A 21,165-nucleotide genomic window follows, 5' to 3' on the forward strand; every position below is an offset into this window, starting at 1 on the left:
ATTAATCGCTAGGCTAGATAGGGGGAAAAAGGAGCATAGTTTGGCATGACAACGGATGTATTGATTATTGGTGGTGGAGTAATTGGTTTAGCAACTGCCATTGAATTAAAATTGCGATCGCATTGCGTAACTATAATTGTCCGCGATTTCAACTCTGGTGCAAGTCACGCCGCCGCCGGAATGTTAGCGCCCGAAGCCGAACAAATTCCCCCTGGTGCAATGTTAGACCTTTGCTTGCTGTCGCGGCAACTATACCCAGATTGGACGAGCAAAATTGAGCATCTTAGCGGTTTAAGTACAGGCTATTGGAATTGTGGCATTTTAGCCCCAGTTTACGCAAAAACGAGCCGAAATAATGGTCACTGGTTAGATAAAAAAGCAACTTCTCAGCATCAGTCTAATTTAAGCGCCGATGTAGTTGGTAGTTGGTGGTATCCCGAAGATGGACAGGTAGACAATCGGGCTTTAACTAATGCCCTTCGCGCCAGTGCGATCGCCTTAGGTGTAATTATTCAAGATAAAGTCACAGTCAAAAACTTTATCTATCAGCAAAATCGCGTTACAGGAGTTTGCACCACAGCTAACGATCTTATCCATGCCGAACATTATGTACTAGCAACGGGCGCTTGGTCGCAGGAATTATTACCCATTCCCGTACATCCCAAAAAAGGACAAATGTTATCGGTGCGCGTAACTGATAAAGAATTGCCCTTAAAACAAGTTTTATTTGGCTCAGATATATACATAGTTCCCCGCGCTGATGGGAGAATTATTATCGGTGCAACTATGGAAGATGTAGGCTTTACTCCCTACAATACTCCCGCAGGTATGCAATTGCTTCTACAACGGGCTATCCGACTTTTTCCCCCATTGCAGCATTATCCAATTGAAGAATTTTGGTGGGGTTTTCGTCCCGCAACGCCGGACGAGTTACCAATTTTAGGTGCTAGTCCTTACGATAATCTTACTCTTGCTACTGGTCATTATCGCAATGGCATCCTTTTAGCCCCAGTAACCGCTAATCTAGTTGCAGATGTCATAAATAACAAAAATTCTTCTTTACTAGAACATTTCCACTACTCCCGGTTTTACAGTTAAATATATTTCCTTTTTCAAAATGCAGACACTCAACCACTCTCAAGACAAATTTTTAGATCGCCCCCTAACTATTGCGGGTAAAACCTTTCAATCGCGCTTGATGACGGGTACGGGAAAATACCGCAGCATTGAAGAAATGCAACAAAGTATTATTCAAAGCGGCTGTCAAATTGTCACCGTTGCCGTGCGGAGAGTGCAAAATAACGCCCCAGGACACGAAGGATTGGCAGAGGCTCTAGATTGGACAAAAATTTGGATGTTGCCCAATACCGCAGGCTGTCAGACGGCGGAAGAAGCGATCCGCGTAGCAAGACTAGGGCGAGAAATGGCGAAGTTATTAGGACAAGAAGACAATAACTTTGTCAAATTAGAAGTAATCCCCGATCCTAAATACTTATTACCCGATCCAATTGGAACTTTAGAAGCTGCCGAAAAGCTGGTTAGAGAAGGCTTTGCCGTCTTACCTTATATTAATGCCGATCCAATGCTGGCTAAACGTTTAGAAAATATTGGTTGCGCTACGGTTATGCCTCTAGCTTCCCCCATTGGTTCGGGTCAAGGGATGAAAAATGCGGCAAATATTGCCATAATTATTGAAAACTCTGGCATCCCTGTAGTTGTGGATGCGGGGATTGGTACGCCTAGCGAGGCGGCGCAAGCAATGGAAATGGGCGCAGATGCGTTACTTATTAATAGCGCGATCGCCCTAGCCCAAAATGCCCCAATTATGGCACGGGCAATGAATCTAGCCGCCCAAGCTGGACGCATGGCGCACCTAGCCGGACGTATCCCAATTAAAGACTATGCGATCGCAAGTTCCCCCCTAAGTGGCACTATTACCACCTAACAATTAAATCTCCAGTCTTTTCTAAGGCTGGAGGTTATATAAAGATTTATTTCTAAGATTTGTGAGTTTATTTACAACCTTATGTTACGATTAGTGAAATTTAAGTAACACAAAGGTAAAAAATATGCCATACACAACAGAAGAAGGCGGTCGCCTAAACAATTTTGCCAAAGAGCCAACAGTTTACCAAGCAGAAGATCCTACAGGTACAGAAAAGCGTAATTATGTCTTTTTGGGAATAGTTGCGGCAGCTTTAGTTGGTGGTTTAGTATTTGTAGCTTATTCCGTTTCTTCCGTAAGTTAAGAATCATCTCCTTGGATTGCACTAAATAGTGATGAGTAGTCAGCATCTGCAAACCCGCTAGTTATCGCTATTTCCAAGATTTTTTTTACCCCCTCAATACTACTAATATTCATCTCTTCCCCTTGGGCTTCATTGATAAATAACTCCGTATCTTTCAATAAGTGCTTAGTAGGAAAATTGGGATGATCGTAATTGCGATCGCGCATTCGCTGCAATTTTTTGTCAAAAGTGGGCGCATACAAAGCACTTTGACGGAGAATTTGCATAAAAATGTCAACACTTGCACCTTGACGCTCGACAAAACCTAAACTTAAAGCAAAAGCTGTACTCAAAGAAGCAATTAATTGATTTAAGGCTAGTTTAATCGCTGAAGCACTGCCTACTTCCCCAATTAATAAGACTTCAGTACCAAAGTTTTGTAATAAATCTTGCCAACGTGTAAATTGCGCCTCTGTACCGCCTACCATAACTATTAGCTTGCCAGAATTTGCTTCGGGAATGCTACCTAAAACGGGTGCTTCTAAATAATCTCCTCCAGCCGCGATAATTTCCTTGGCGATCGCTATACTTTCCTTTGGTGCGATCGTACTCATTTGAATTACAGTTTTTTCTGCTAAATGAGGCTTAACACCCTCGGATAACAACAAGCTGCGGATAGCTGAAGCATTAGTAAGCATGAGAATAATACAATCGCTATCAATAATTGCCTCTATAGGTTGTTGGGCAATCCTCACCCCTGCCTTTTGGAGGGGTTCTAGCTTTTCTGGAGTGCGGTTGTATGCTACTAAATCAATTCCAGACTCTACAAGCCTTTGAGCCATTGGTAGCCCCATTAGCCCCGTACCAATAAAACCTACTTGCATAAATTTAAACAGTTTCTAGAAACTCTCGCATATATCGATTAACTAGCTCTGGCTGCTCTTGCTGTACCCAATGACTGCAATTAGGGATATATTTTATTTGCAAGTTGCGGACGTATGCCTCAGTATTATTAGTTAATTCTTTACCTAGTGCTACATCGCTTTCGCCCCAAATCATCAATGTAGGTACTTCTAAAATACTCCAATCTGTATTTAGCATCCTTTGCTGGGGAATATTGCGGTAATAATTCAACATTGCCGTCAAAGCACCGCGTTTTGATACTGCATTTTTGTAAGCTTCAATATCGGCTTTAATAAAAGCATTTTTGTTAATTACTCCCGCAGTCATCATTGTTTCGATTAATTGATAATCTGACGCTTGAATTAAGGCTTCGGGAATCTCTGGTAACTGAAACAAAAACATATACCAACTGCGAAGCAATTGCTGGGGAGTACGTAAACCTTCCGCCATTCTCGCAGGATGAGGAATATTTAAGACAATTAGCTTTTCTACCATTTGGGGACGAGAATAAGCAAAATGCCAAGCGATCGCACCTCCCCAATCATGCCCTACTAATACGCACTTGTCGTAACCTAAACCTGTAATTACTCCTTCAATATCTTTAATAAATTCATCCATCACGTAAGCCGATTGTGCTTTTGGCTTATCGCTATCGTTGTAACCGCGTAAATCGAGCGCCACAACTTGATAATTAGAGGCAAATTCTGGGATTTGATGCCGCCATGAGTACCAAAATTCAGGAAATCCATGCAGCATTAACATTAATGCCCCATTTCCCTGCGTTACATAGTGTAGTTTTACGCCGTTTGTGGTGATGTATTCGTGCTGCCAAGAATCAGTAATTGCAGTCATAATTAATACTCCTTAAAATTGGCTACTAAATTAGTATCGCTTGGGTTTATTAAATTCAAATTAACAAGACCTGTCAAAATTTATACACTTGGATAGATGTATTAATTAATAACTTTTTGTTATGTGTCATTTGTATAAGTATTTTTTTAATCATGACACAACAATTAGTGCAGGAACGTTCTCTATGGATAGAGCGGTTAGCCCGATTTGGCTACGCAGCTAAGGGCGTTGTTTATGGCATAGTTGGACTATTAGCCGCTCAAACCGCTTTTGGTTCTGGTGGACAAACGACAGATACTAAAGGCGCTTTAAGTGCGATTGTAACGCAACCCTTTGGAAAATTTTTACTAAGTTTAGTTGCTATCGGTTTAATAGGCTATACGCTTTGGCGTTTGATTCAAGCAATTAAAGATCCCGAACATAAAGGTACAAAACCTAAAGGTTTAGCGCAACGGATTGGTTACGCGGCTAATGGTTTTGTTTATGGAAGTTTAGCAATAAGCGCGATTGGAATTGTTATCGGTTCGGGGAGTGGTAGTAATAGTAATTCTACTCAAGATTGGACAGGAAAGTTACTTTCTCAGCCCTTCGGACAATGGCTTGTCGGCACAATTGGCGCGGGGGTAATTGGTTTAGGTTTCTATCAGTTTTATAAAGCTTATAAAGCAAAGTTTCGTAAAGAAATGGATTTGAGTCAGGTAAGTGACGTACAACAAAATTGGATAATTGCGATCGGTCGATTTGGTTTGGCGGCGCGAGGCGTAGTATTTTGTATTATTGGGTTCTTCTTAATTCAAGCAGCGCGACAGTACGACCCTAGTGAAGTACGCGGGTTAGGTGAAGCTTTACAGGTATTACAACAACAACCTTATGGCCCTTGGCTTTTGGGTATAGTAGCTCTGGGTTTAATTGCCTATGGTATTTACATGATAATTCAGGGGCGCTATCGTCATTTGAATACAAAAGAAGTGTAGGCAGTAAATAATAGTAGGTAATACCGATCTAATCGCTAGAATATTGCTGGACAAAAGAGGCTAAATTAAATGTTTTTAGTTACCGGTGCAACTGGAGATATAGGTCAAAAAGTTGTACAAATACTCAGAAAAAGAGAGACTCCTGTTCGCTCTTTTGTGCGTCTAAATTCTCGCTATGGCGAACTAGAATACCAAGGTAGTGAAATATTTATCGGCGACTTGAAAGAGCAAAGAGATGTAAATAAAGCTTGTAATGGAGTGCAATATATAATCAGCGCTCACGGTAGCGGTGGAGATGCAATCGGTTTAGACTACCGCGCCAATATTGAACTAATCGATCGCGCTCTTGATGTTGGCGTGGAGCATTTTGTCTTTATTTCCGTACTGGGAGCAGATCGCGGCTATGAAGATGCGCCAGTATTTAAGGCAAAGCGGGAGGTGGAAAAATATTTACAATCTAGTGGTTTAAACTATACTATTTTGCGCCCCGCAGGTTTGGCATCAAATTTATTGCCTCTAGCGCAAAGATTCAAGCAAACAGGTATATATTTACTGATCGGCGATCGCTATAGTCGCACTTCAATTATTAGCACCGATGACCTAGCATTAATGGCGGTAGATTCAATAACTAATAGCGCCGCTCGTAACCAAATTTTTGCCGTCGGTGGCCCAGAGGCTTTGAAGCGCGAGGATATCCCCCAAATTTTTAGTCGCGTTTATCAGCGTGAAGCTACGCTACTCAATCCGCCCTTGGTTGTTGTTGATGGTTTACGCTCGGTAATTGGCTTATTTAACCAAGATGCCCAGAAAGCTTTTGGCACTTTTCGGACTTTGCTCAACAATGAATTTTTCTGCACTCCTGCCGAAATTGAACGTTTAGAATCAATATTTAATTTCAAGCTAGAAACCTTGGAGAGCTTTATCAGACGAAATTGATATTTATGCCGTCAATAACTGGGATAGTCTTAGCTGGGGGTAAAAGCTCCCGTATGGGTAGCGATAAAGCTTTGCTGCCGATTGGTGGCGTACCAATGTTACGCCTTGTATGCGATCGCGCTTTGTCGGTATGCGATCGCGTTTATGTCGTCACCCCTTGGCAAGAGCGCTATAAACACTTGCTTCCAGCAACTTGTCAATTTATCCGCGAAGTGCAACCTAGGGGCGCAGAAAATGCTCCTATACTCGGCTTTGCTCAAGGACTTGCTCAAGTTACAACCGATTGGGTACTGCTTCTTGCTTGCGATTTACCTCAGTTGCAAGTGGAAGTGTTGCAAGGGTGGGTAAAGCAACTAAATAATTGTAGAGCGATCGCGCTGTTGCCTCGCCATGCCAAAGGTTGGGAGCCATTATGCGGTTTTTATCGCCGCGACTGTTTAACTGCGCTTACAGGCTTTATTGACACTGGCGAGCGATCGTTTCAATCATGGCTGAAGCAGCAATCCGTGCAAGTTTTGACGGTAACGGATGCTCAAATGTTTTTTAATTGCAATACACCCGATGATGTAGCAGCGACGGAGAAGAAACTAATATCTAGGGGTGATGGTTTGGCGATACCATAGCCTTGAGCGTAATCTATCCCCAAAGTTTTAATTTTCTGAAGAATTTGCTCGTTTTCTACAAATTCCGCAATAGTTTGAATACCCATTACCGATGCAATGCGAATAATTGCTTCTACCATTGCCGAGGCGATCGCATCTTCTTCGATATCTTTGATAAAAACACCATCAATTTTTATGTAATCTACAGGTAAGTTTTTTAAGTAGGCAAAAGAGGACATTCCGCTCCCAAAATCATCTAAAGAAAATTGACAGCCAAGGGTTTTTAATTCCTCAATTAGCTGGGCAGCTTTAGTTAAATTAGTAATGGCTACTGTTTCGGTTATTTCAAAACAAATTATTGTCGGTGGAATATTATATTTACTAAATTGCTCGTGGATAAAGCTAATAAAATTTATATCATTGATACTAGCACCTGAAAGATTTATAGCATATAAATTAGCGTCATCTTTTAATTCAATATTTCCTCGTTCTAAATAAGCAAACAGTGTAGAAATTACCCATCTATCAATTAGGTGCATGAGGTTGTAACGTTCGGCGGCGGGAATAAATGCCATCGGTGAAATAATTTTTCCTGTGTCATCTTTCAAACGGAGCAGAATTTCCCAGTGTTGATACTTTTTGCTATTTTGAATTGGGATAATAGGTTGAGAATAAAGGCAAAAACGATCTGCTAATAATGCTTTAGGAAGTATTGATATCCACTGCATTTCGCCGATTTGATCTGTTTCGCTCCTATTAGGTTGATAGATATATATTTGATTTCTACCTCTATTTTTTGCAGTATAACAAGCCGCATCAGCCGCCCGTAAAATATCAATTAAATTTTGATTATCATTAATAGCAACTAAGCCAATACTTACCCCGATAGCAAAAGTTTTTTCTTGCCAAACAAAGCGAAACTCCTCAAGGCACAATCGCAAAATATTGGTAATTTTTGCTGCTTCACTTACTGAGCAATTATATAGTAAAAGTCCAAACTCATCGCCGCCCAAACGTGCCAAAACATCAGTGTTTCTTAGCTGTCTTTGAAATAAAACACTAACTTGACATAATAGTTGATCTCCAGCGAAGTGTCCGCAGGTGTCATTAATAATTTTAAATTGATCTAAATCTAAATAGCATAAAGTATGTTCTTGATAAGCAGTTTTATTGCTAACTACTGCTGCTTGTAAAAGCTGCTCAAAATGACGGCGATTTAATAATTGCGTTAAAGGATCGTGATTAGCTTGCCAAGCTAGTTGTTGCGACAAGCGGCGAGACTGAGTTACATCGCGAAATACAAAGATATTACCTACAAAAGCGCGATCGCTATCAAAAATTGGGGCTGCACAATAATCGATTGCAAACTCTGTGCGATCGCGAGATATAAGTAAAGTATTTTCTGTGGTGTCAACAAAATGTTCTGCACAGATAGATTTATAATCAAAGTTTTCTATCGGTGTCCTTGTTGTCTCATCAATAATTGTAAATACTTCCCCTAATGGTAAGCCTTCTGCTTCTTGAAATTGCCAGTTAGTAAGTCTTTCTGCCACGGGATTTAAAGATTTTATTTTGTTATTTGCATCCGTAGTAATTACCGCATCGCCTATGGATTGTAATGTTACTTGAGCTAACTCTTTTTCTTGAAACAATGCTTGCTCAATCCGTTTACGCTCATCAATCTCTTTTGTTAATTTTAAATTAGCGGCTTCTGTAACTTTGGTTTTAATTAGCGCCTCTTGGGCAATTTTTCTTTCTGTAATGTCGTGCTGCATTCCCCAGATTCTGACTAACTTACCATTTTCAACAATTCCTAATAAGTTAATTAAAAAATATCTTTTATTACCTTGCTTATCTAATTGATAAAATTCTCGATCAACGATTCGGTAGTTAGAATAAATAAAACTAAGTAATAATTTTCTACTTAACGGTACGCAATTAATTAATAAATCATTGATGCTGATACCAATTAAGTCTTGAACGCTGTTGTAACCAAGCATATAAGCTAAAATATTATTGCACTCTGCCAAATAACAATATTTACAAAAATACTCAAGTTGCTCAGTTTCCGTACAATTAATTGCTAAGGGATGTTGCAACTCGCAGCGCCAAATTCCTTCAGAACTTTGGGCGAAAAAAGCCCGGTAACGTTCTTCACTTTGTTGGAGTGTTTTATGGAATTTATACAGTTGATGCAACATCAAGTTAATGTTATTCCCTAAATGAGATAATTCATCTTTTCCCGAAACTATTACCCGCGCTGGCAAATTACCACTATTAGCAATGCGATTAACTCCAGTAGTCAGACGAGTTAACCGTGATAGAACTAAAGTTTCTAACCAGAACAAAGTTAGTAAACCAAAAATTAATCCCACCGTACAAAGTGAAATACCGATATAGCGCGTACTAATCGTACCTTGCCTATAAATCACTCTAGGAGTATCTACACGTAATAACAGCGTAGGTTTGCCTTCAATACCTTTTAGTAAACTGAAGCCAGCAATTGTATCTTTATTTACTATTTTTAAAATAATCGATGAATTATTGGCGATTTCTTGACTTGCTGCTTGAAAATTTAGCGGTATTTGTTTAACGTCGTATCGTTGCGTAGTCAATTTGGAACGGGTTTGTTTTGCTAGTTGCTCAATATCTAAGTAACGTCCCATCAATAGGATGCCACGACTTGAACTTGTCCCTTGACTATTAAAAATATTTCGGGCGCTAATCATCATCGCACCCGTAGGTAGCAGCAAAATTCCCGTTTGCTGTCGATCGCTTTGCCGTAAAGTGTCAATTAGATGTTGTTGTAGCGGCGCTGCAATCGCCTGGCTTTGTGCCTGAGTGGGTTCTATAAATTTGCCAAACACTAACTGCTGCTGGTTATTTATATAGGCTATTAAATCTATGTCTCCCCTAATTAAGGTTGCATCGTTGAGATTTTCTTTTATGTAGTTACTATTGTAATTTTCGATAAAATTATAGGTGATATCCCACTCGGCCCAATCGCTATTTAAAAGGTTGAGTTCGCTAAGTTCGTCGGTGTAAACCTCCATAACTCGTTGGACATTTTCGCGGGCATTTTGGGCTTCAACATCCCTAAATCCTTTTAATAAAATATTTGTGGAAATAATATATAAAACTGCGATCAAACAAAAAGTAGTAACAACAACAAGTAATAAAGTTTTTTTACGTAACGTCATAGGTTTTACAAGCAACGTTACCAAAGTTGGCAAGTGTGTAGTTTTTTATTGTCATAATTGCCACAGTTCCTTAAGACAATTGTGCTAAGGCGCAGGTTTTACTTTTAACGGCAGTAACTACTTTGAAGTAAAACAAGCAGCCTAAACTTAGGTTTCCCCTAAAGCAAGTTATTCTACCCTTGACTACCCTTACTTCATCGAATCTTTATGGTTTTAGCTATAAAACCTACTTTTTTGGCTACTAATGTCTAAAAAGCAGGGTTTAGCGATCGCATAACCTTGAGCATAATCTACACCCAAAGATTGGAGTTTCTGGAATATTTCATCATTTTCTACATATTCAGCAATGGTTTGTATTCCCATTACTACTGCAATGCGTTTAATTGCCTCTACCATCTCTAACGCGATCGCATTTTGTAGAATTTCTTGAATAAAAGTTCCATCAATTTTTACATAATCTACAGGCAAAGTTTTAAGATAAGCAAAAGATGACATTCCACTCCCAAAATCATCTAAGGCAAAGCTACAACCAAGCAGCTTTAATTTGTTAATCAGTTCCGCCGCTTTAGCTAAATTAGTAATAGCAATAGTTTCGGTAATTTCAAAACAAATAATCTCTGGGGGAATTTGCGTACTTGCAAACTGTTGTTGCACAAAGTCAAAAAATTGAGCGTCATTAATACTCGCCCCCGATAGATTGACGGCGTACAAACTTGGTAAATTTTTAATTAGACAGGATTCCCAAACTGTTTGGTATTGCTGTTTTAAATGAGCAAACAGCGTCGCAATTACCCAGCGATCGATCTGCTGCATCAAATTGTATCTTTCGGCGGCGGGTAAAAAATCAACGGGTAATATAATATTGCCGCTTTTATCTTCTAAGCGTAAAAGAACTTCGCAGTGTTCCTGTTTAATGTCGCTATTGTCAATTGGCACAATTTTTTGATAGCAAAGGCGGAAGTTGTTATTAGCGATTGCTTGGGGAATAATTAAACCCCACTGCATTTCGTTAGATTTGGGCGCTAATTCGCCTTGATTATTTTGATAAATATGAACTTGATTTCTACCTTTGTTTTTAGCACTATAGCAAGCGGTGTCAGCAGCATTTAAAGCTATATCCAAGCTGGGAAATTTGGCATTAATAGCAACTATACCAATACTTACACCAATAGAAAATGTGCGATCGCGCCAAGAAAAAGTAAATTGTGAAACTTGTTCCCTTAAAATATTGGCAATTTTTATCGCTCCATGGAGGGGACAGTCATACAATAAAATTCCAAATTCATCCCCTCCTAAACGAGCCAACGTATCGGTTTTACGCAAGTTATTTTGAAATAAGTTGCTAATTTGTTTTAATAATTCATCGCCAGCCAAATGTCCGCAAGTATCGTTAACAATTTTAAAGCGATCGAGATCCAAATAACATAAAATATGTTGTTGCTGTGAGTTTTTAGTTGATAATAAAGCTGCCTCTAAACTTTGTTCAAAAGCACGTCTATTTAATAATTCTGTTAAGGGATCGTGGGTAGCTTGCCAAGACAATTGTTTTTCGCTTTCTCTCAGAGCAACTTCGGCTTGTTTGCGAGTTCTAATATCTCGCAGCACAATACATAAAGCATCTCTTTCTTCATAATCGATCGCATTTGCACTAAATTCAACATCAATGAGCAAATCGTATTTATGACAAAATTGCCATTCACCTACCAAAGGAGCATTTGTTCCGGCAATATTTGCGATCGCATCATCAACTTGCTTGCGATCGCCGATGATAATATCGTAGAGCGTCATTTTTTGTAATTCTTGCCAAGAATAACCAAGCAAATTTAACAAGGCATTGTTTGCTTCAATAAAACTTTTATTATCTGTATCAACTAATATAATGCCTTCGGAAGCTTGAGTAACTACTGCTCGATAGCGTTGTTCTCGCTCCTGTCGTTCGTGATAAAATAACAATAAATGCTCTAACATTGGCAAGGCAATCGAGCCAAACACTAAGCCGATAACGCACAAAGATATTAACAAGTAACTTAGGCTTTTCTGACTTTGAATATTATAATTGTCTCTAGAATGATTTACCCGCAATATTGCTACAGGTCGATTGTATATATCATTTAATAAAGTATATCCAGCAATAGTTTCTTCAGTTAATGAGTTAATAAAAATTGGTTTGTTGGCGGATAGATTGGCGCGGGCAGTTTGTATATCTGTAGATAGAATACTATTATTTAAAGGAGAAATTATTAAAGATAAACGAGTTGTTTTAGACAAGTTATTAATAAGTTTAGCATCTATATACCGCCCAAAAATTAACCTTCCCCGTACAGCACCGCCACCTTTGCTATTTAAAATTGGGTGAGAAGAAATTAACATCAAACCTTCTTTTGCTGCGATTATTCCCGCTAAACTATTATTGGGATTAGAACGTTGCAATAAAATGTTGTTTGGCTGAATACTTGCGCTAATTGAGCCAGGTATGCTAGTTTTCTGTTTGCTATTTAGATCGAATCCAGTCCCGAATATAACTTTTCCTTGGGAGTTAACATAAACTACTAGATTTACATCTAATAAAGCAATTTGTTCGTTAGTTAAGTTCGAGCTAATATATTGTTGATTGCCATCTTGAATAAACTTATAGGTATCATCCCAAGCTGACCAATCAGCATGACTATTACTAAAATCTGCAACATTTTGGTTAAAAACTCCCGCAACCCCAGCAACTAATTGTTCAGTATCTTGTTTTCCTACTTTTGCTAGGCTACGAGATAATATAGTCGAAGATGCAGCATAAAAAACGCCAATTAAAGTTACTAAAGACACACAAAATATGCTTCGTGTTTGGTAACGTAGCTTTTTCGACTTGGCTTTCTTGGTATTAGGCTTTAAATTAACTTCAGAGTTTGGAAGCCGCGATCGCGTTTTAGTGATCTGCAAAATACTACACCAATTAAATTGTTAATAAAGTTGAATCATGGCAGAGTTGGAAAAAAAATGACAAGGGTCTAATATTGTAGCTTGTTAATAAGATGTGTTAAAACGTCGTCAAATAAAAACACTTCAAGTATAACCTTGAAGATTATTGATAATTATGAATTATTAACTAAAATTTGTGTTGATTGGGCGATTTCTTTAAAAAGAGCGATCGCCTTTAGCCGCAGAAAAGAGGATCGATTGATTGAAGAACAAGCTTTTTGGGTAGCATGGGCGCAAATTAACGGCGTGGGGTCAATTTTGACAAAACGCTTGCAACAGCAGTTTGGGACGTTAGCCACAGCTTGGTTAGCGTCTAAAGAGCAATTAATGCAAGTAGAAGGAATAGGATTGCAAACTGTGGAAGCGATCGCGCTGCAAAAGTCGCGATTAGATCCAGAAGAATTATTTTTACAACACCAAAGGCAAAATCCTAATTTTTGGACTCCCAATCAAACGGATATTTACCCGCATTTGCTTTTAGAAACCGCTAGTCCGCCGCCAGTTTTATACTACCTAGGAAAAGTAGCCGTTGCCGAAAATCATGGTACTACCCCCTTAGTAGGAATTGTTGGTACTCGCCATGCTTCAGAATATGGCAAGCGCTGGACGCGAAAAATCAGTACAGCCTTAGCCAAAAGCGGCTTTACAGTAGTTTCAGGAATGGCGGAAGGCATTGATACTGAAGCTCATCTAGGTTGCCTAGAAGCTGGCGGGAGAACGATCGCTGTATTAGGTACTGGAGTTGATATTGTATATCCGCCGCGCAACGCCGAACTTTATCAAAAAATTCTCTCCCAAGGGTTAGTTGTCAGCGAATACAGTGCCAAAACACCCCCGGATCGTTCCCATTTTCCCCAACGCAACCGGATTATTGCGGGTTTAAGTAGAGCGGTGATAGTTATAGAAGCGCCCACTAGATCAGGGGCTTTAATTACGGCTAGGTTTGCGAATGATTTTTGTCGGGATGTGTATGTTTTGCCAGGAAGCTTGGATAATGAGCGATCGCACGGCTGTTTAGAACTAATTAGCAATGGCGCTACAATAATTTTGGGAGTTGAGCCTTTATTAGAGATGCTTGGTGCAATGCCTCAACTCGATGCCAATCCAGCACCCCAGCAATTGGAGCTATTACAAGTAAACTTAGCCCCAGAACTTAAACGGGTATGGGAGGCGATCGCCTTTGCGGCGATGCCAATGGATTTGATTGTGCAGCAAACTAATATGTCTGTAGGTGAAGTTTCTGGTGCTTTATTACAGTTAGAACTTATGGATTTAGTATCTCAGCTACCGGGAATGCGTTATCAAAGGAATTAGCAATTAGTCATTGAAATTATTACCGATTACCTTCAATCAAAATTAGATGATTTTTAGAATCAACTTTGATTTTTCCTTGTGCCTGCAACTTACCGATCAACCGAGTAATCGTCACTCTAGTCGTAGAACAAGCGTCGGCAAAATCTTGATGTGTAAAACGAATATTTAAACGAGTTCCTAACTCTACACTTTCGCCAATTTCTTGTTTTAATAACTGTAAAAGCTGATAAAAACGATCTTTGACTCGGCGTTGTCCAGAGATTGCTAAAAGAGCTTCAGTTTGCCGCAAGCGCAGGCTAACTTGAGTAATAACATTTTGAGCAAGATGAGGAGAATTAGCTATTTCTGCCCAAGGAACATTTATTAACTGGACTTCTTTAGATAAAGCGGTAGCTTGATAAGTTTGTAAACAGGTCAATTCTGCGCCAAAAAGCATATTGAAGCCTACTAAACCTACTAAAATTTCTTCGCCATTTTCACAGACGGTAGAAAGCTTGACTACACCTTGACAAACTTGCCAAATAGTTTGATGTTTTATCGGAATTAGTTCACCTCTTAAGTAAGTATGTTTCTGACTATTAAAAATAGATTTTGAGTTATCTTGTGCAGGTATTGATTTTTCTAGCTGTGCTTTTAATTTAGCTTCAGTATCACTCACACATATCCGTAAACCGATTAAATTACCTTCCCAATCGCTAATTTTAGACACTAACAATTCGGCTTTAAAGGGCTGAAGATTGCGCGGCAAAAGACATAAGTTCCATTTATCAGTATTTTTACCTTGTTGCAATTGAGTCAACTGGACGTGAAATAATTGTCTATTTTCTTCGGCAATAAATACAATTAATGGCTTGCCAATTAAAAAGCGCTGCTGAACGTTAAATAGATTAGCTGCTACACAGTTTACTTCTTGAATTATGCCTTGCTCGTCAGTTACTAAATAGGCATTTGGAGCAAATTCAAAAAGTTCTTGATATCGTTGTTTTTGAACTTCTAAAGCTATTTGTGCTAAACGCAGTTCTTCGTTTTGCTGCTGCAATTCTTCTAAAGATACTTGCAATTCTTCGGAAATTACTCCAAGCTCTTTAAAAGCTGTAGGCATAATTTCTAAGGGAATTTCTAAATTTGTTTTTACTCCTTCGTACAAATCTTCTAAACGAATATTTATACTTTCTACTTGTTTTGTAAAATTATCTAAGTTCAAATTTCACCTCTACTGTTTAAGCAAGTAAGATTATTAATAGTTGTAGTGAGAATGAAATTTTTACCAATACAATATATTGTTCTTAGGTAAGTTGTTCTCCCACGTTATTTTTACTGGATTAATACATAGGTTGGCAGAAAAACTAATAGAGATTATTTTTAAAGCTATTAATCTTTTAGTTAGAAATTTTACTTTTAATAAGTACAGTCAATTACAAGTATTAAAATTTACTTTACTATACTTAAATAACAAACGATCGCCACGTTTAAATCGATCGTTTTCTCTTGGGAGTTGCGATCTTAGGTACGGAGTTTGAAGAAGCAGGAGGGAGGTAAGTTTGAGCGATTGATTGCTTGGGTGTGGTTGGGCGTTGTTGTGACAACCAACGAAAGGCGATCGCACCGCCTACAGTTACTATTCCTAAAGAAAATAAACTTATGCTGCTGCTTAAGCCTCCAATAGCTGCATCAACTAAACCAATCGTGACTAAAAAGCTGGGGATAGGTTCTTTACGATACACTGAACTCAAAAATCTCGGATTTAGAGGGTTCATTACAACTTTGTTGATTTTTTAGGGCTATTTTCTCGGTAGGGGAAGTAAATATTTGATTTATTTACCTTGCCAACTTTTAGAAATAAATTTGACTTATGCACTTAATTTTAGCTCGTGAAACCCAAAGCTTTGCCTTTTACTTAAAATTCAACTAACTATACTTAGTTTTAATTTTTTGATCTTATGGATACCCAGTTTATTTTAAGCCCAACCAAGCAAGCATACCTTGATTAGTAACGTACTCAATAATCACCATTATGCTAAAACCAATCATGGCGGCTCTCCCATTTAATCGCTCTGCATATTCGTTAAACCCAAACTTGGGTTGTTGTAACTTTGGGGTGATGGTAGGTTGTTGTGGTTGAGCGTTCATACTAAAACTTATTATCTGTTGAACAAACATAGACTTGCTACCAGCAAAATCTTAGGTTTACGGCGATCGCGCGTACCAAGCTTTGCGACTATAGCCATCTATACAAACTACTGTAACATTTATTTATATTAAAATAATAGGGGCAAAACCCAGAAATTGGCAGCAAAGTTAAAAAAAGTATGTTATGGTAGGAAATGCCACGGCGGGCGTAGCCAAGTGGTTAAGGCAGTGGATTGTGATTCCACCATTCGGGGGTTCAAGTCCCCTCGTTCGCCCTGAAAAAACAAATAATAGCAAAATGCCGCTAATTCATTGTCTGGATTGGCGGCATTTAGTTGAGGGAAGCGATCGCCCTACAGCAATATTTAGGTAGCTAATTACTTAACTGAAACAGCATCAACATCGACTGTACCAGGATCGGTGGTGGTGGTAGTTTCTGAGTAGTTTTTGCGGGCTTTTACGCCTTCAATTACTATTTGGGAAACTTCAGAGACTAAAAGCGTTAGTAAAAAAACATCATCTAATTGTCCAACAATGGGCAAGAAGTCCGGCGCAATATCAATAGGACTAACAAAATAGAGCGCTGTGGCAATAATTACCCACCAACGGTATTTTGGATTGCGAAGCAGATCGCGATACCAAGCGTAGACTGATTGAATCGAAAAGTTCATTTATTCCACCTCAAGTTATTTATAATTGTGACAAATGTATGGAATAAGTTGCGGTGTGAATAACCGTCCTTTTACAGTGCGGAGGTTGCCACTATTGACCGCCATAGGTTGAACACTTCCAAAAATTTTCGGCTATGAGAAGTGATAATCTCTACAATTAAAGTGCCTTAAGCAATGTTGTTGTGGTTAACTATGCTTAAATATCGGGCTGAGGAGAGTAAAACCTGTGGATATAGTACAAATTTTTCGTGATGGCGGCCCCGCAATGTGGCCCTTACTAGCTTTATCAATTTTATCTTTGAGCGTAATTATTGAGAGACTGTGGTTTTGGGTGAGGATTCTTACCCAAGAAAGTCAGATTGTCAATCGCGTTCTCAATACTGCTAGTGCCAATTGGGTATCGGCGACAGAACTTGCTAAACGCGCAGTAAATCAACCTATTGGGCGGTTTCTTTACGCGCCTTTGCGTCTTATAAGACCCGATCCAGAGCTTTTTCGATTGGCATTGGAAGCCAGCGCCGAAGATGAAATATCATCAATGCGGCAAGGCGAAAAAGTGCTAGAAGCTGTAATTGCCCTAGCGCCACTATTGGGTTTACTAGGTACAGTATTAGGGTTGATTCAGTCGTTGGGTAATATTCGCCTGGGAGACTTGGGGACGGCGGCGGCGGCGGGAGTAACAACAGGAATTGGGCAATCGTTGATTAGTACCGCCGCCGGACTAATTGTTGCTATTAGTAGTTTGGTGTTTTATCGCTTGTTTCAAGGATTTGTAGTCAATCAAGTAAAAGTGTTTCGTCGGGCAGGAAGCGATTTAGAGTTACTTTATCGGCAATACTGGCAAAATATTCCTGGAAGTTCGCCGACGGCGCAAGAGAGCCAAAATATAGAAGTAGTAAGTTCTGGGGAAAATATACCAACCAAACAATTTACTCAGTTGCAACAACACACAGCTTTGCAGCCTAATATTAGCGAAGATGGCGATCGCATCATTATCACCGCCGAAGACTTAAACCCTTCCACCCCAAATAGTGCCGATCCAATTCCCCCAACGGAAATAGGTCTTGATTTTGATGCTCGTGACGATGAAACACTACAAAATAAAGAAAATCGCCGGGATGGTGGAGAAGTTTAAGATACTGCCATTAAATAAACAAGATGAAAATTAACTTACATTCGCCGATTGAAGAAGTCCAAATTCAAATTATTCCGTTGATTGATGTCATTTTTTGTATTTTGACATTTTTTTTGCTAGCAGCTTTGCAGTTTACGAGACAGCAAGCAATTAATGTAGATTTGCCTAAAGCTAATACCAGCACTACACCCCAGACTCAACAACGCCTGATTGTGACTATAGATCCGGTGGGACAAATTTATGTAGAGCAACAACCAATTAATTTAGATCAATTGCCAGGGACTTTACAAACTTATTTTCAGGCGAACCCCAATGCTTTGATGGTCTTAAACGCCTCGCGGACATCTAGTTATGACGATGTGGTGCAAGTATTGGATACTATGCGTCAAGTTGGAGGCGATCGCGTTGCTTTGGCTACTTTACCGCCAGCTTCTACTCAAACCTCCGGTACTATTGCGCCCAATTCGACTATTCCTGTAAATCCTGGTGCGCCACTACCCACTACTAGCCCTTTACAAGGAAATGCACCTTTACCAACACCGCCCTCTGGGGCGCAATTAACTAATCCAAGTACCACTATTCCAGTTTTTCCGACCGCTCCCTCTAGCCCACAACCTAGCACCGTTTCACCCCAAAGATAAGCTCAAGTTCTGCCAATGTATAGATGAATAATCGCTGTCTATATTAGTCTACTGGTATTAAGAATTTGCTTAGAACTAGGAGAACATAAAATATGCACTTCGATCTTGTAGGTTTATTAATTGCTTGGTTAGTTAGTGCTTCTAGCTTGCTAATTGTGACTAAATTGCCTGTAGGTGTGGAAATTGATAGCCCAGCAAAAGCTTACATCTCCGCCGCCGTTTTGGGAGTCGTGGCGGCGGTTGTCAATCCAATTTTGAGAGCATTCTTTTTTATCCCTAATCTGTTGACTTTTGGCTTAATTTCTGGACTTGTAACGTTTATTATTACGGCGGTAGCTTTGGCAATTACCGCCGGGGCTGTAAGTGGTTTTCGCTTGCGTCAAGGTATCTGGAGCGCCTTGATTGGTGCTTTGGCGCTGTCAGTTGTTAGTAGTTTAATTTATGGTTTTGTGGCTACTTAAGATAAGTCATCCCCTTTCTAAGTTAGAAAGGGGAATTTGTAACTAAGCTGGGACTAAATAGCGATCGCTACCTTCAAGCCCGAAAGCTATATGAATTGCTTTTAAGGCTTTTACGCCTTCTTCTTGGGGGACAACGCAACTAATTTTAATTTCGGAAGTTGCAATCATTTGAATATTGATTTGCTGTTGGGCGAGGGACTGAAACATTTTAGCGGCAATCCCTGGTTGTCCAAGCATTCCTGCGCCCACAATACTTACTTTGGCGATCGCGCTATCGACAACTATTTCCCCCCAACCAAATTCTACCGCCGCAGTCTCTAGGGTTTTTTTTGCCAATTGCGCGTCTAGTTGCGCCACCGTACAAGCAATATCTCGCTTGGGTATGCCGTCAACTATGCGACAGCGTTGAGATTGGATAATTGTATCTACACTAATATTATTTTCTGCTAGTAAACCAAACAATCGGGCGGCAGTTCCTGGGCGATCGGGTACTTGACGAATTGCCAGCCTTGCTTGATTGAGGTCTAGAGCTACCCCCCGCACTGGCGGCAAGGCAGGATTGACAATTTTATTGCTAATATCTTGTTTTGTGACTTCAAAAGCTACACACAGGGCATTGATAGCGCGATCGCCATCAAGGGCATCAATGACGCAGCTAACTTTGACTTCCGAAGTAGAAATCATTTGAATATTAATTCCCGCCGCCGATAACGTCGCAAACATTTTCGCTGCTACCCCAGGACGACCAATCATGCCAGCGCCAGCAATACTTACTTTAGCGATTTGTTTTTGAATCATAACTTCAGCTTCTTGAAGTGTCGCATCGTTATGAGAACGTAATACAGGCGCGATCGCATTTGCTACAGATTCCGCCCGTTTGAGCATAGGCAACGTTACGGTAAAAGCAATATCGTTGGTATTGCCTTCATGGATGGATTGAATAATTAAGTCTACATCCAAGTTTTGTTTAGCAATTTCACCAAATAGTCGTGCGGCTACTCCTGGGCGATCGGGTACGCGAAGTATGGCGACTCGTGCTTGATCGATGTCTAATTCCACTCCATCCACCGGACGAGCAATTTCTAAGCCTACAAGGCTTCTTTCCCTGGGTATAGGCGAAACTACCCGCGTACCAGGTTCGTCACTCCAGCTAGAACGAACTACAAGTTCTACCCCATAATTTCGAGCAATTTCTACAGCGCGAGGATGTAAGACTTTTGCGCCTAAACTTGCTAGTTCTAGCATTTCATCGCAGGTAATTTCTGCCATCAACTGCGCTTCGGGAACTAAACGCGGATCTGTGGTCAAAATTCCCGGTACGTCGGTATAAATTTCGCAGTAATCAGCCTTTAAAGCGGCGGCTAAGGCAACGGCGGAGGTGTCACTCCCACCGCGTCCTAAAGTTGTAATTTCTAATTCTGAAGTGTTACTAATGCCTTGAAAGCCTGCAACGACAACTACTTTACCTTCTTTGAGTTGGCGAGCAATTCGTTCCGGCTTTATGTGTAAAATTCGAGCGCGGCTATGTTCGGCTTCCGTCATAATGCCTACTTGTGCGCCAGTTAGAGAAATTGCTGGTTGTCCTAATTCTTGTAATGCCATTGCCAGCAGGGCAATCGTTACCTGTTCTCCGGTCGAAAGTAACATATCCATTTCTCGACGGCTGGGAGTAGTAGAAATTTCCTGAGCTAATTTTACCAATCCATCAGTGGTTTTTCCCATTGCTGAAACTACTACAACTAGAGAGTTTCCCGCCTGGCAACAGGCGATCGCTCTTTTTGCCACTGCCATAATGCGTTCTACTGAACCTACTGATGTCCCACCGTACTTTTGAACTACTAGCGCCATAACCTTTACTCAAACTTGCTCAATTACAACGTTAAACCAAGCAGGGATTAAGTGTTTACTTAAATACTATTTAGTTTAATTAAAAGCGATCTATTTCTCTACGGGGCGCGTATAACGATGTTTAACGCTTACAGGGAAATATTCTAAATCTCTGGTTGGTTTTAAGGTAATTTGCGGTTTTTGGTAGGTTTGGGGAACGTAGTTAGCAAATTTGCTATTGAGGCATCATAGTAACTGAGAAGTAAACTGGATAGTAACTTTAATCGCAGCAAAAATAGAAGTTTTTTGCTAATTTGAGCT

18 protein-coding genes, 1 tRNA gene and 1 pseudogene are annotated in these 21,165 nt (G+C 39.9%); 11 read left to right on the forward strand and 9 right to left on the reverse strand.

All coding sequences use genetic code 11. The features are described from left to right. The first annotated feature begins 45 nt into the window (after window positions 1–45). The 3 genes from thiO to psb34 all read left to right on the forward strand — a co-directional run bounded on the left by thiO (window position 46) and on the right by psb34 (window position 2,249). A complete protein-coding gene (thiO, locus tag SYN7509_RS0201665) occupies window positions 46–1,098 on the forward strand; it encodes a glycine oxidase ThiO (protein WP_009634090.1) in 1,053 nt (350 codons plus the stop codon). A gap of 19 nt (window positions 1,099–1,117) precedes the next feature. Next, the gene (locus SYN7509_RS0201670) at window positions 1,118–1,945 is read left to right on the forward strand and encodes a thiazole synthase (protein ID WP_009634091.1); all 828 of its coding nucleotides are present in this window, start codon (window positions 1,118–1,120) and stop codon (window positions 1,943–1,945) included. A 124-nt stretch (window positions 1,946–2,069) separates the two neighbouring features. Next, window positions 2,070–2,249 (forward strand): photosystem II assembly protein Psb34, encoded by a 180-nt coding sequence (gene psb34 / locus SYN7509_RS0201675; RefSeq protein WP_009634092.1) that lies wholly within the window; start codon window positions 2,070–2,072, stop codon window positions 2,247–2,249. Here the strand turns inward: psb34 and SYN7509_RS0201680 are convergent. Both SYN7509_RS0201680 and SYN7509_RS0201685 read right to left on the reverse strand, forming a co-directional pair. After that, entirely contained in the window at window positions 2,246–3,112 is an 867-nt protein-coding gene (locus SYN7509_RS0201680) for an NAD(P)-dependent oxidoreductase (protein ID WP_009634093.1), read from the reverse strand. The genes psb34 and SYN7509_RS0201680 overlap by 4 nt on opposite strands. A 4-nt stretch (window positions 3,113–3,116) precedes the next feature. Then, window positions 3,117–3,983: an alpha/beta fold hydrolase gene (locus SYN7509_RS0201685; RefSeq protein WP_009634094.1), complete on the reverse strand. Its 867-nt coding sequence runs from the start codon at window positions 3,981–3,983 to the stop codon at window positions 3,117–3,119. 152 nt (window positions 3,984–4,135) lie between these two features. On the opposite strand from SYN7509_RS0201685, the gene SYN7509_RS0201690 reads away from it, so the two are divergent. From SYN7509_RS0201690 to SYN7509_RS0201700, 3 genes are all read left to right on the forward strand, one after another. Beyond that, window positions 4,136–4,957: a DUF1206 domain-containing protein gene (locus SYN7509_RS0201690; protein ID WP_009634095.1), complete on the forward strand. Its 822-nt coding sequence runs from the start codon at window positions 4,136–4,138 to the stop codon at window positions 4,955–4,957. A 69-nt stretch (window positions 4,958–5,026) separates the two neighbouring features. Further along, a complete protein-coding gene (locus tag SYN7509_RS0201695) occupies window positions 5,027–5,893 on the forward strand; it encodes an SDR family oxidoreductase (protein WP_009634096.1) in 867 nt (288 codons plus the stop codon). 5 nt (window positions 5,894–5,898) lie between these two features. Further along, the gene (locus SYN7509_RS0201700) at window positions 5,899–6,516 is read left to right on the forward strand and encodes a molybdenum cofactor guanylyltransferase (RefSeq protein WP_009634097.1); all 618 of its coding nucleotides are present in this window, start codon (window positions 5,899–5,901) and stop codon (window positions 6,514–6,516) included. On the opposite strand, the gene SYN7509_RS0201705 is transcribed toward SYN7509_RS0201700, so the two are convergent. Next, entirely contained in the window at window positions 6,426–9,695 is a 3,270-nt protein-coding gene (locus SYN7509_RS0201705; protein ID WP_009634098.1) for an EAL domain-containing protein, read from the reverse strand. The two genes, SYN7509_RS0201700 and SYN7509_RS0201705, sit on opposite strands and share 91 nt — an antisense overlap. A gap of 213 nt (window positions 9,696–9,908) precedes the next feature. Further along, window positions 9,909–12,512, reverse strand: a complete 2,604-nt coding sequence (locus SYN7509_RS27430) for a bifunctional diguanylate cyclase/phosphodiesterase (RefSeq protein ID WP_009634099.1) — start codon at window positions 12,510–12,512, stop codon at window positions 9,909–9,911. Between the two features lie 351 nt (window positions 12,513–12,863). On the opposite strand from SYN7509_RS27430, the gene dprA reads away from it, so the two are divergent. Beyond that, window positions 12,864–13,979, forward strand: a complete 1,116-nt coding sequence (gene dprA, locus SYN7509_RS0201715; protein WP_028954042.1) for a DNA-processing protein DprA — start codon at window positions 12,864–12,866, stop codon at window positions 13,977–13,979. 19 nt (window positions 13,980–13,998) lie between these two features. Here dprA and SYN7509_RS0201720 read toward each other — a convergent pair whose 3' ends face one another. The 3 genes from SYN7509_RS0201720 to SYN7509_RS30415 form a co-directional block, all read right to left on the reverse strand. Continuing rightward, window positions 13,999–15,183 (reverse strand): PAS domain-containing protein, encoded by a 1,185-nt coding sequence (locus tag SYN7509_RS0201720; RefSeq protein ID WP_009634101.1) that lies wholly within the window; start codon window positions 15,181–15,183, stop codon window positions 13,999–14,001. Between the two features lie 265 nt (window positions 15,184–15,448). Then, window positions 15,449–15,736: a hypothetical protein gene (locus SYN7509_RS0201725; RefSeq protein ID WP_009634102.1), complete on the reverse strand. Its 288-nt coding sequence runs from the start codon at window positions 15,734–15,736 to the stop codon at window positions 15,449–15,451. A 196-nt stretch (window positions 15,737–15,932) separates the two neighbouring features. Next, on the reverse strand, window positions 15,933–16,109 hold the full coding sequence (locus tag SYN7509_RS30415; protein ID WP_038020741.1) for a hypothetical protein: 177 nt from the start codon (window positions 16,107–16,109) through the stop codon (window positions 15,933–15,935). Window positions 16,110–16,311: 202 nt separating this feature from the next. On the opposite strand from SYN7509_RS30415, the gene SYN7509_RS0201735 reads away from it, so the two are divergent. Next, window positions 16,312–16,384, forward strand: a tRNA-His gene (locus tag SYN7509_RS0201735). A gap of 102 nt (window positions 16,385–16,486) precedes the next feature. Here SYN7509_RS0201735 and SYN7509_RS0201745 read toward each other — a convergent pair. Continuing rightward, a complete protein-coding gene (locus tag SYN7509_RS0201745; RefSeq protein ID WP_009634104.1) occupies window positions 16,487–16,780 on the reverse strand; it encodes a YkvA family protein in 294 nt (97 codons plus the stop codon). A 226-nt stretch (window positions 16,781–17,006) separates the two neighbouring features. Between SYN7509_RS0201745 and SYN7509_RS24905 the strand changes: the two are divergent. The 3 genes and pseudogenes from SYN7509_RS24905 to SYN7509_RS0201760 form a co-directional block, all read left to right on the forward strand. Beyond that, window positions 17,007–17,621 (forward strand): annotated as a pseudogene (locus tag SYN7509_RS24905) (MotA/TolQ/ExbB proton channel family protein); the annotation flags it as partial. A gap of 317 nt (window positions 17,622–17,938) precedes the next feature. Next, a complete protein-coding gene (locus SYN7509_RS0201755) occupies window positions 17,939–18,556 on the forward strand; it encodes an ExbD/TolR family protein (RefSeq protein WP_009634106.1) in 618 nt (205 codons plus the stop codon). A 92-nt stretch (window positions 18,557–18,648) separates the two neighbouring features. Next, window positions 18,649–19,017 carry a phage holin family protein gene (locus tag SYN7509_RS0201760; protein WP_009634107.1) on the forward strand — a complete coding sequence of 123 codons (369 nt, stop codon included), beginning with the start codon at window positions 18,649–18,651 and terminating at the stop codon, window positions 19,015–19,017. A gap of 42 nt (window positions 19,018–19,059) precedes the next feature. On the opposite strand, the gene SYN7509_RS0201765 is transcribed toward SYN7509_RS0201760, so the two are convergent. Beyond that, a complete protein-coding gene (locus tag SYN7509_RS0201765) occupies window positions 19,060–20,865 on the reverse strand; it encodes an aspartate kinase (RefSeq protein WP_009634108.1) in 1,806 nt (601 codons plus the stop codon). Between the last annotated feature and the right edge of the window lie 300 nt (window positions 20,866–21,165).

It is taken from the genome of Synechocystis sp. PCC 7509 (genome assembly GCF_000332075.2).
Lineage (GTDB): Bacteria > Cyanobacteriota > Cyanobacteriia > Cyanobacteriales > Chroococcidiopsidaceae > Aliterella.

Excerpts from the sequence above, each read along its gene's own strand:
- thiO (WP_009634090.1), top strand. The coding sequence starts at position 46 with ATGACAACGGATGTATTGATTATTGGTGGTGGAGTAATTGGTTTAGCA.
- SYN7509_RS0201690 (WP_009634095.1), top strand. The coding sequence starts at position 4,136 with ATGACACAACAATTAGTGCAGGAACGTTCTCTATGGATAGAGCGGTTA.
- SYN7509_RS0201765 (WP_009634108.1), bottom strand. The coding sequence starts at position 20,865 with ATGGCGCTAGTAGTTCAAAAGTACGGTGGGACATCAGTAGGTTCAGTA.
- SYN7509_RS0201760 (WP_009634107.1), top strand. The coding sequence starts at position 18,649 with ATGCACTTCGATCTTGTAGGTTTATTAATTGCTTGGTTAGTTAGTGCT.
- SYN7509_RS30415 (WP_038020741.1), bottom strand. The coding sequence starts at position 16,109 with ATGAACGCTCAACCACAACAACCTACCATCACCCCAAAGTTACAACAA.
- SYN7509_RS0201670 (WP_009634091.1), top strand. The coding sequence starts at position 1,118 with ATGCAGACACTCAACCACTCTCAAGACAAATTTTTAGATCGCCCCCTA.
- SYN7509_RS0201745 (WP_009634104.1), bottom strand. The coding sequence starts at position 16,780 with ATGAACTTTTCGATTCAATCAGTCTACGCTTGGTATCGCGATCTGCTT.
- SYN7509_RS0201725 (WP_009634102.1), bottom strand. The coding sequence starts at position 15,736 with ATGAACCCTCTAAATCCGAGATTTTTGAGTTCAGTGTATCGTAAAGAA.
- SYN7509_RS0201695 (WP_009634096.1), top strand. The coding sequence starts at position 5,027 with ATGTTTTTAGTTACCGGTGCAACTGGAGATATAGGTCAAAAAGTTGTA.
- SYN7509_RS0201685 (WP_009634094.1), bottom strand. The coding sequence starts at position 3,983 with ATGACTGCAATTACTGATTCTTGGCAGCACGAATACATCACCACAAAC.
- SYN7509_RS0201755 (WP_009634106.1), top strand. The coding sequence starts at position 17,939 with ATGAAAATTAACTTACATTCGCCGATTGAAGAAGTCCAAATTCAAATT.
- SYN7509_RS0201680 (WP_009634093.1), bottom strand. The coding sequence starts at position 3,112 with ATGCAAGTAGGTTTTATTGGTACGGGGCTAATGGGGCTACCAATGGCT.
- psb34 (WP_009634092.1), top strand. The coding sequence starts at position 2,070 with ATGCCATACACAACAGAAGAAGGCGGTCGCCTAAACAATTTTGCCAAA.
- SYN7509_RS0201700 (WP_009634097.1), top strand. The coding sequence starts at position 5,899 with ATGCCGTCAATAACTGGGATAGTCTTAGCTGGGGGTAAAAGCTCCCGT.
- SYN7509_RS0201705 (WP_009634098.1), bottom strand. The coding sequence starts at position 9,695 with ATGACGTTACGTAAAAAAACTTTATTACTTGTTGTTGTTACTACTTTT.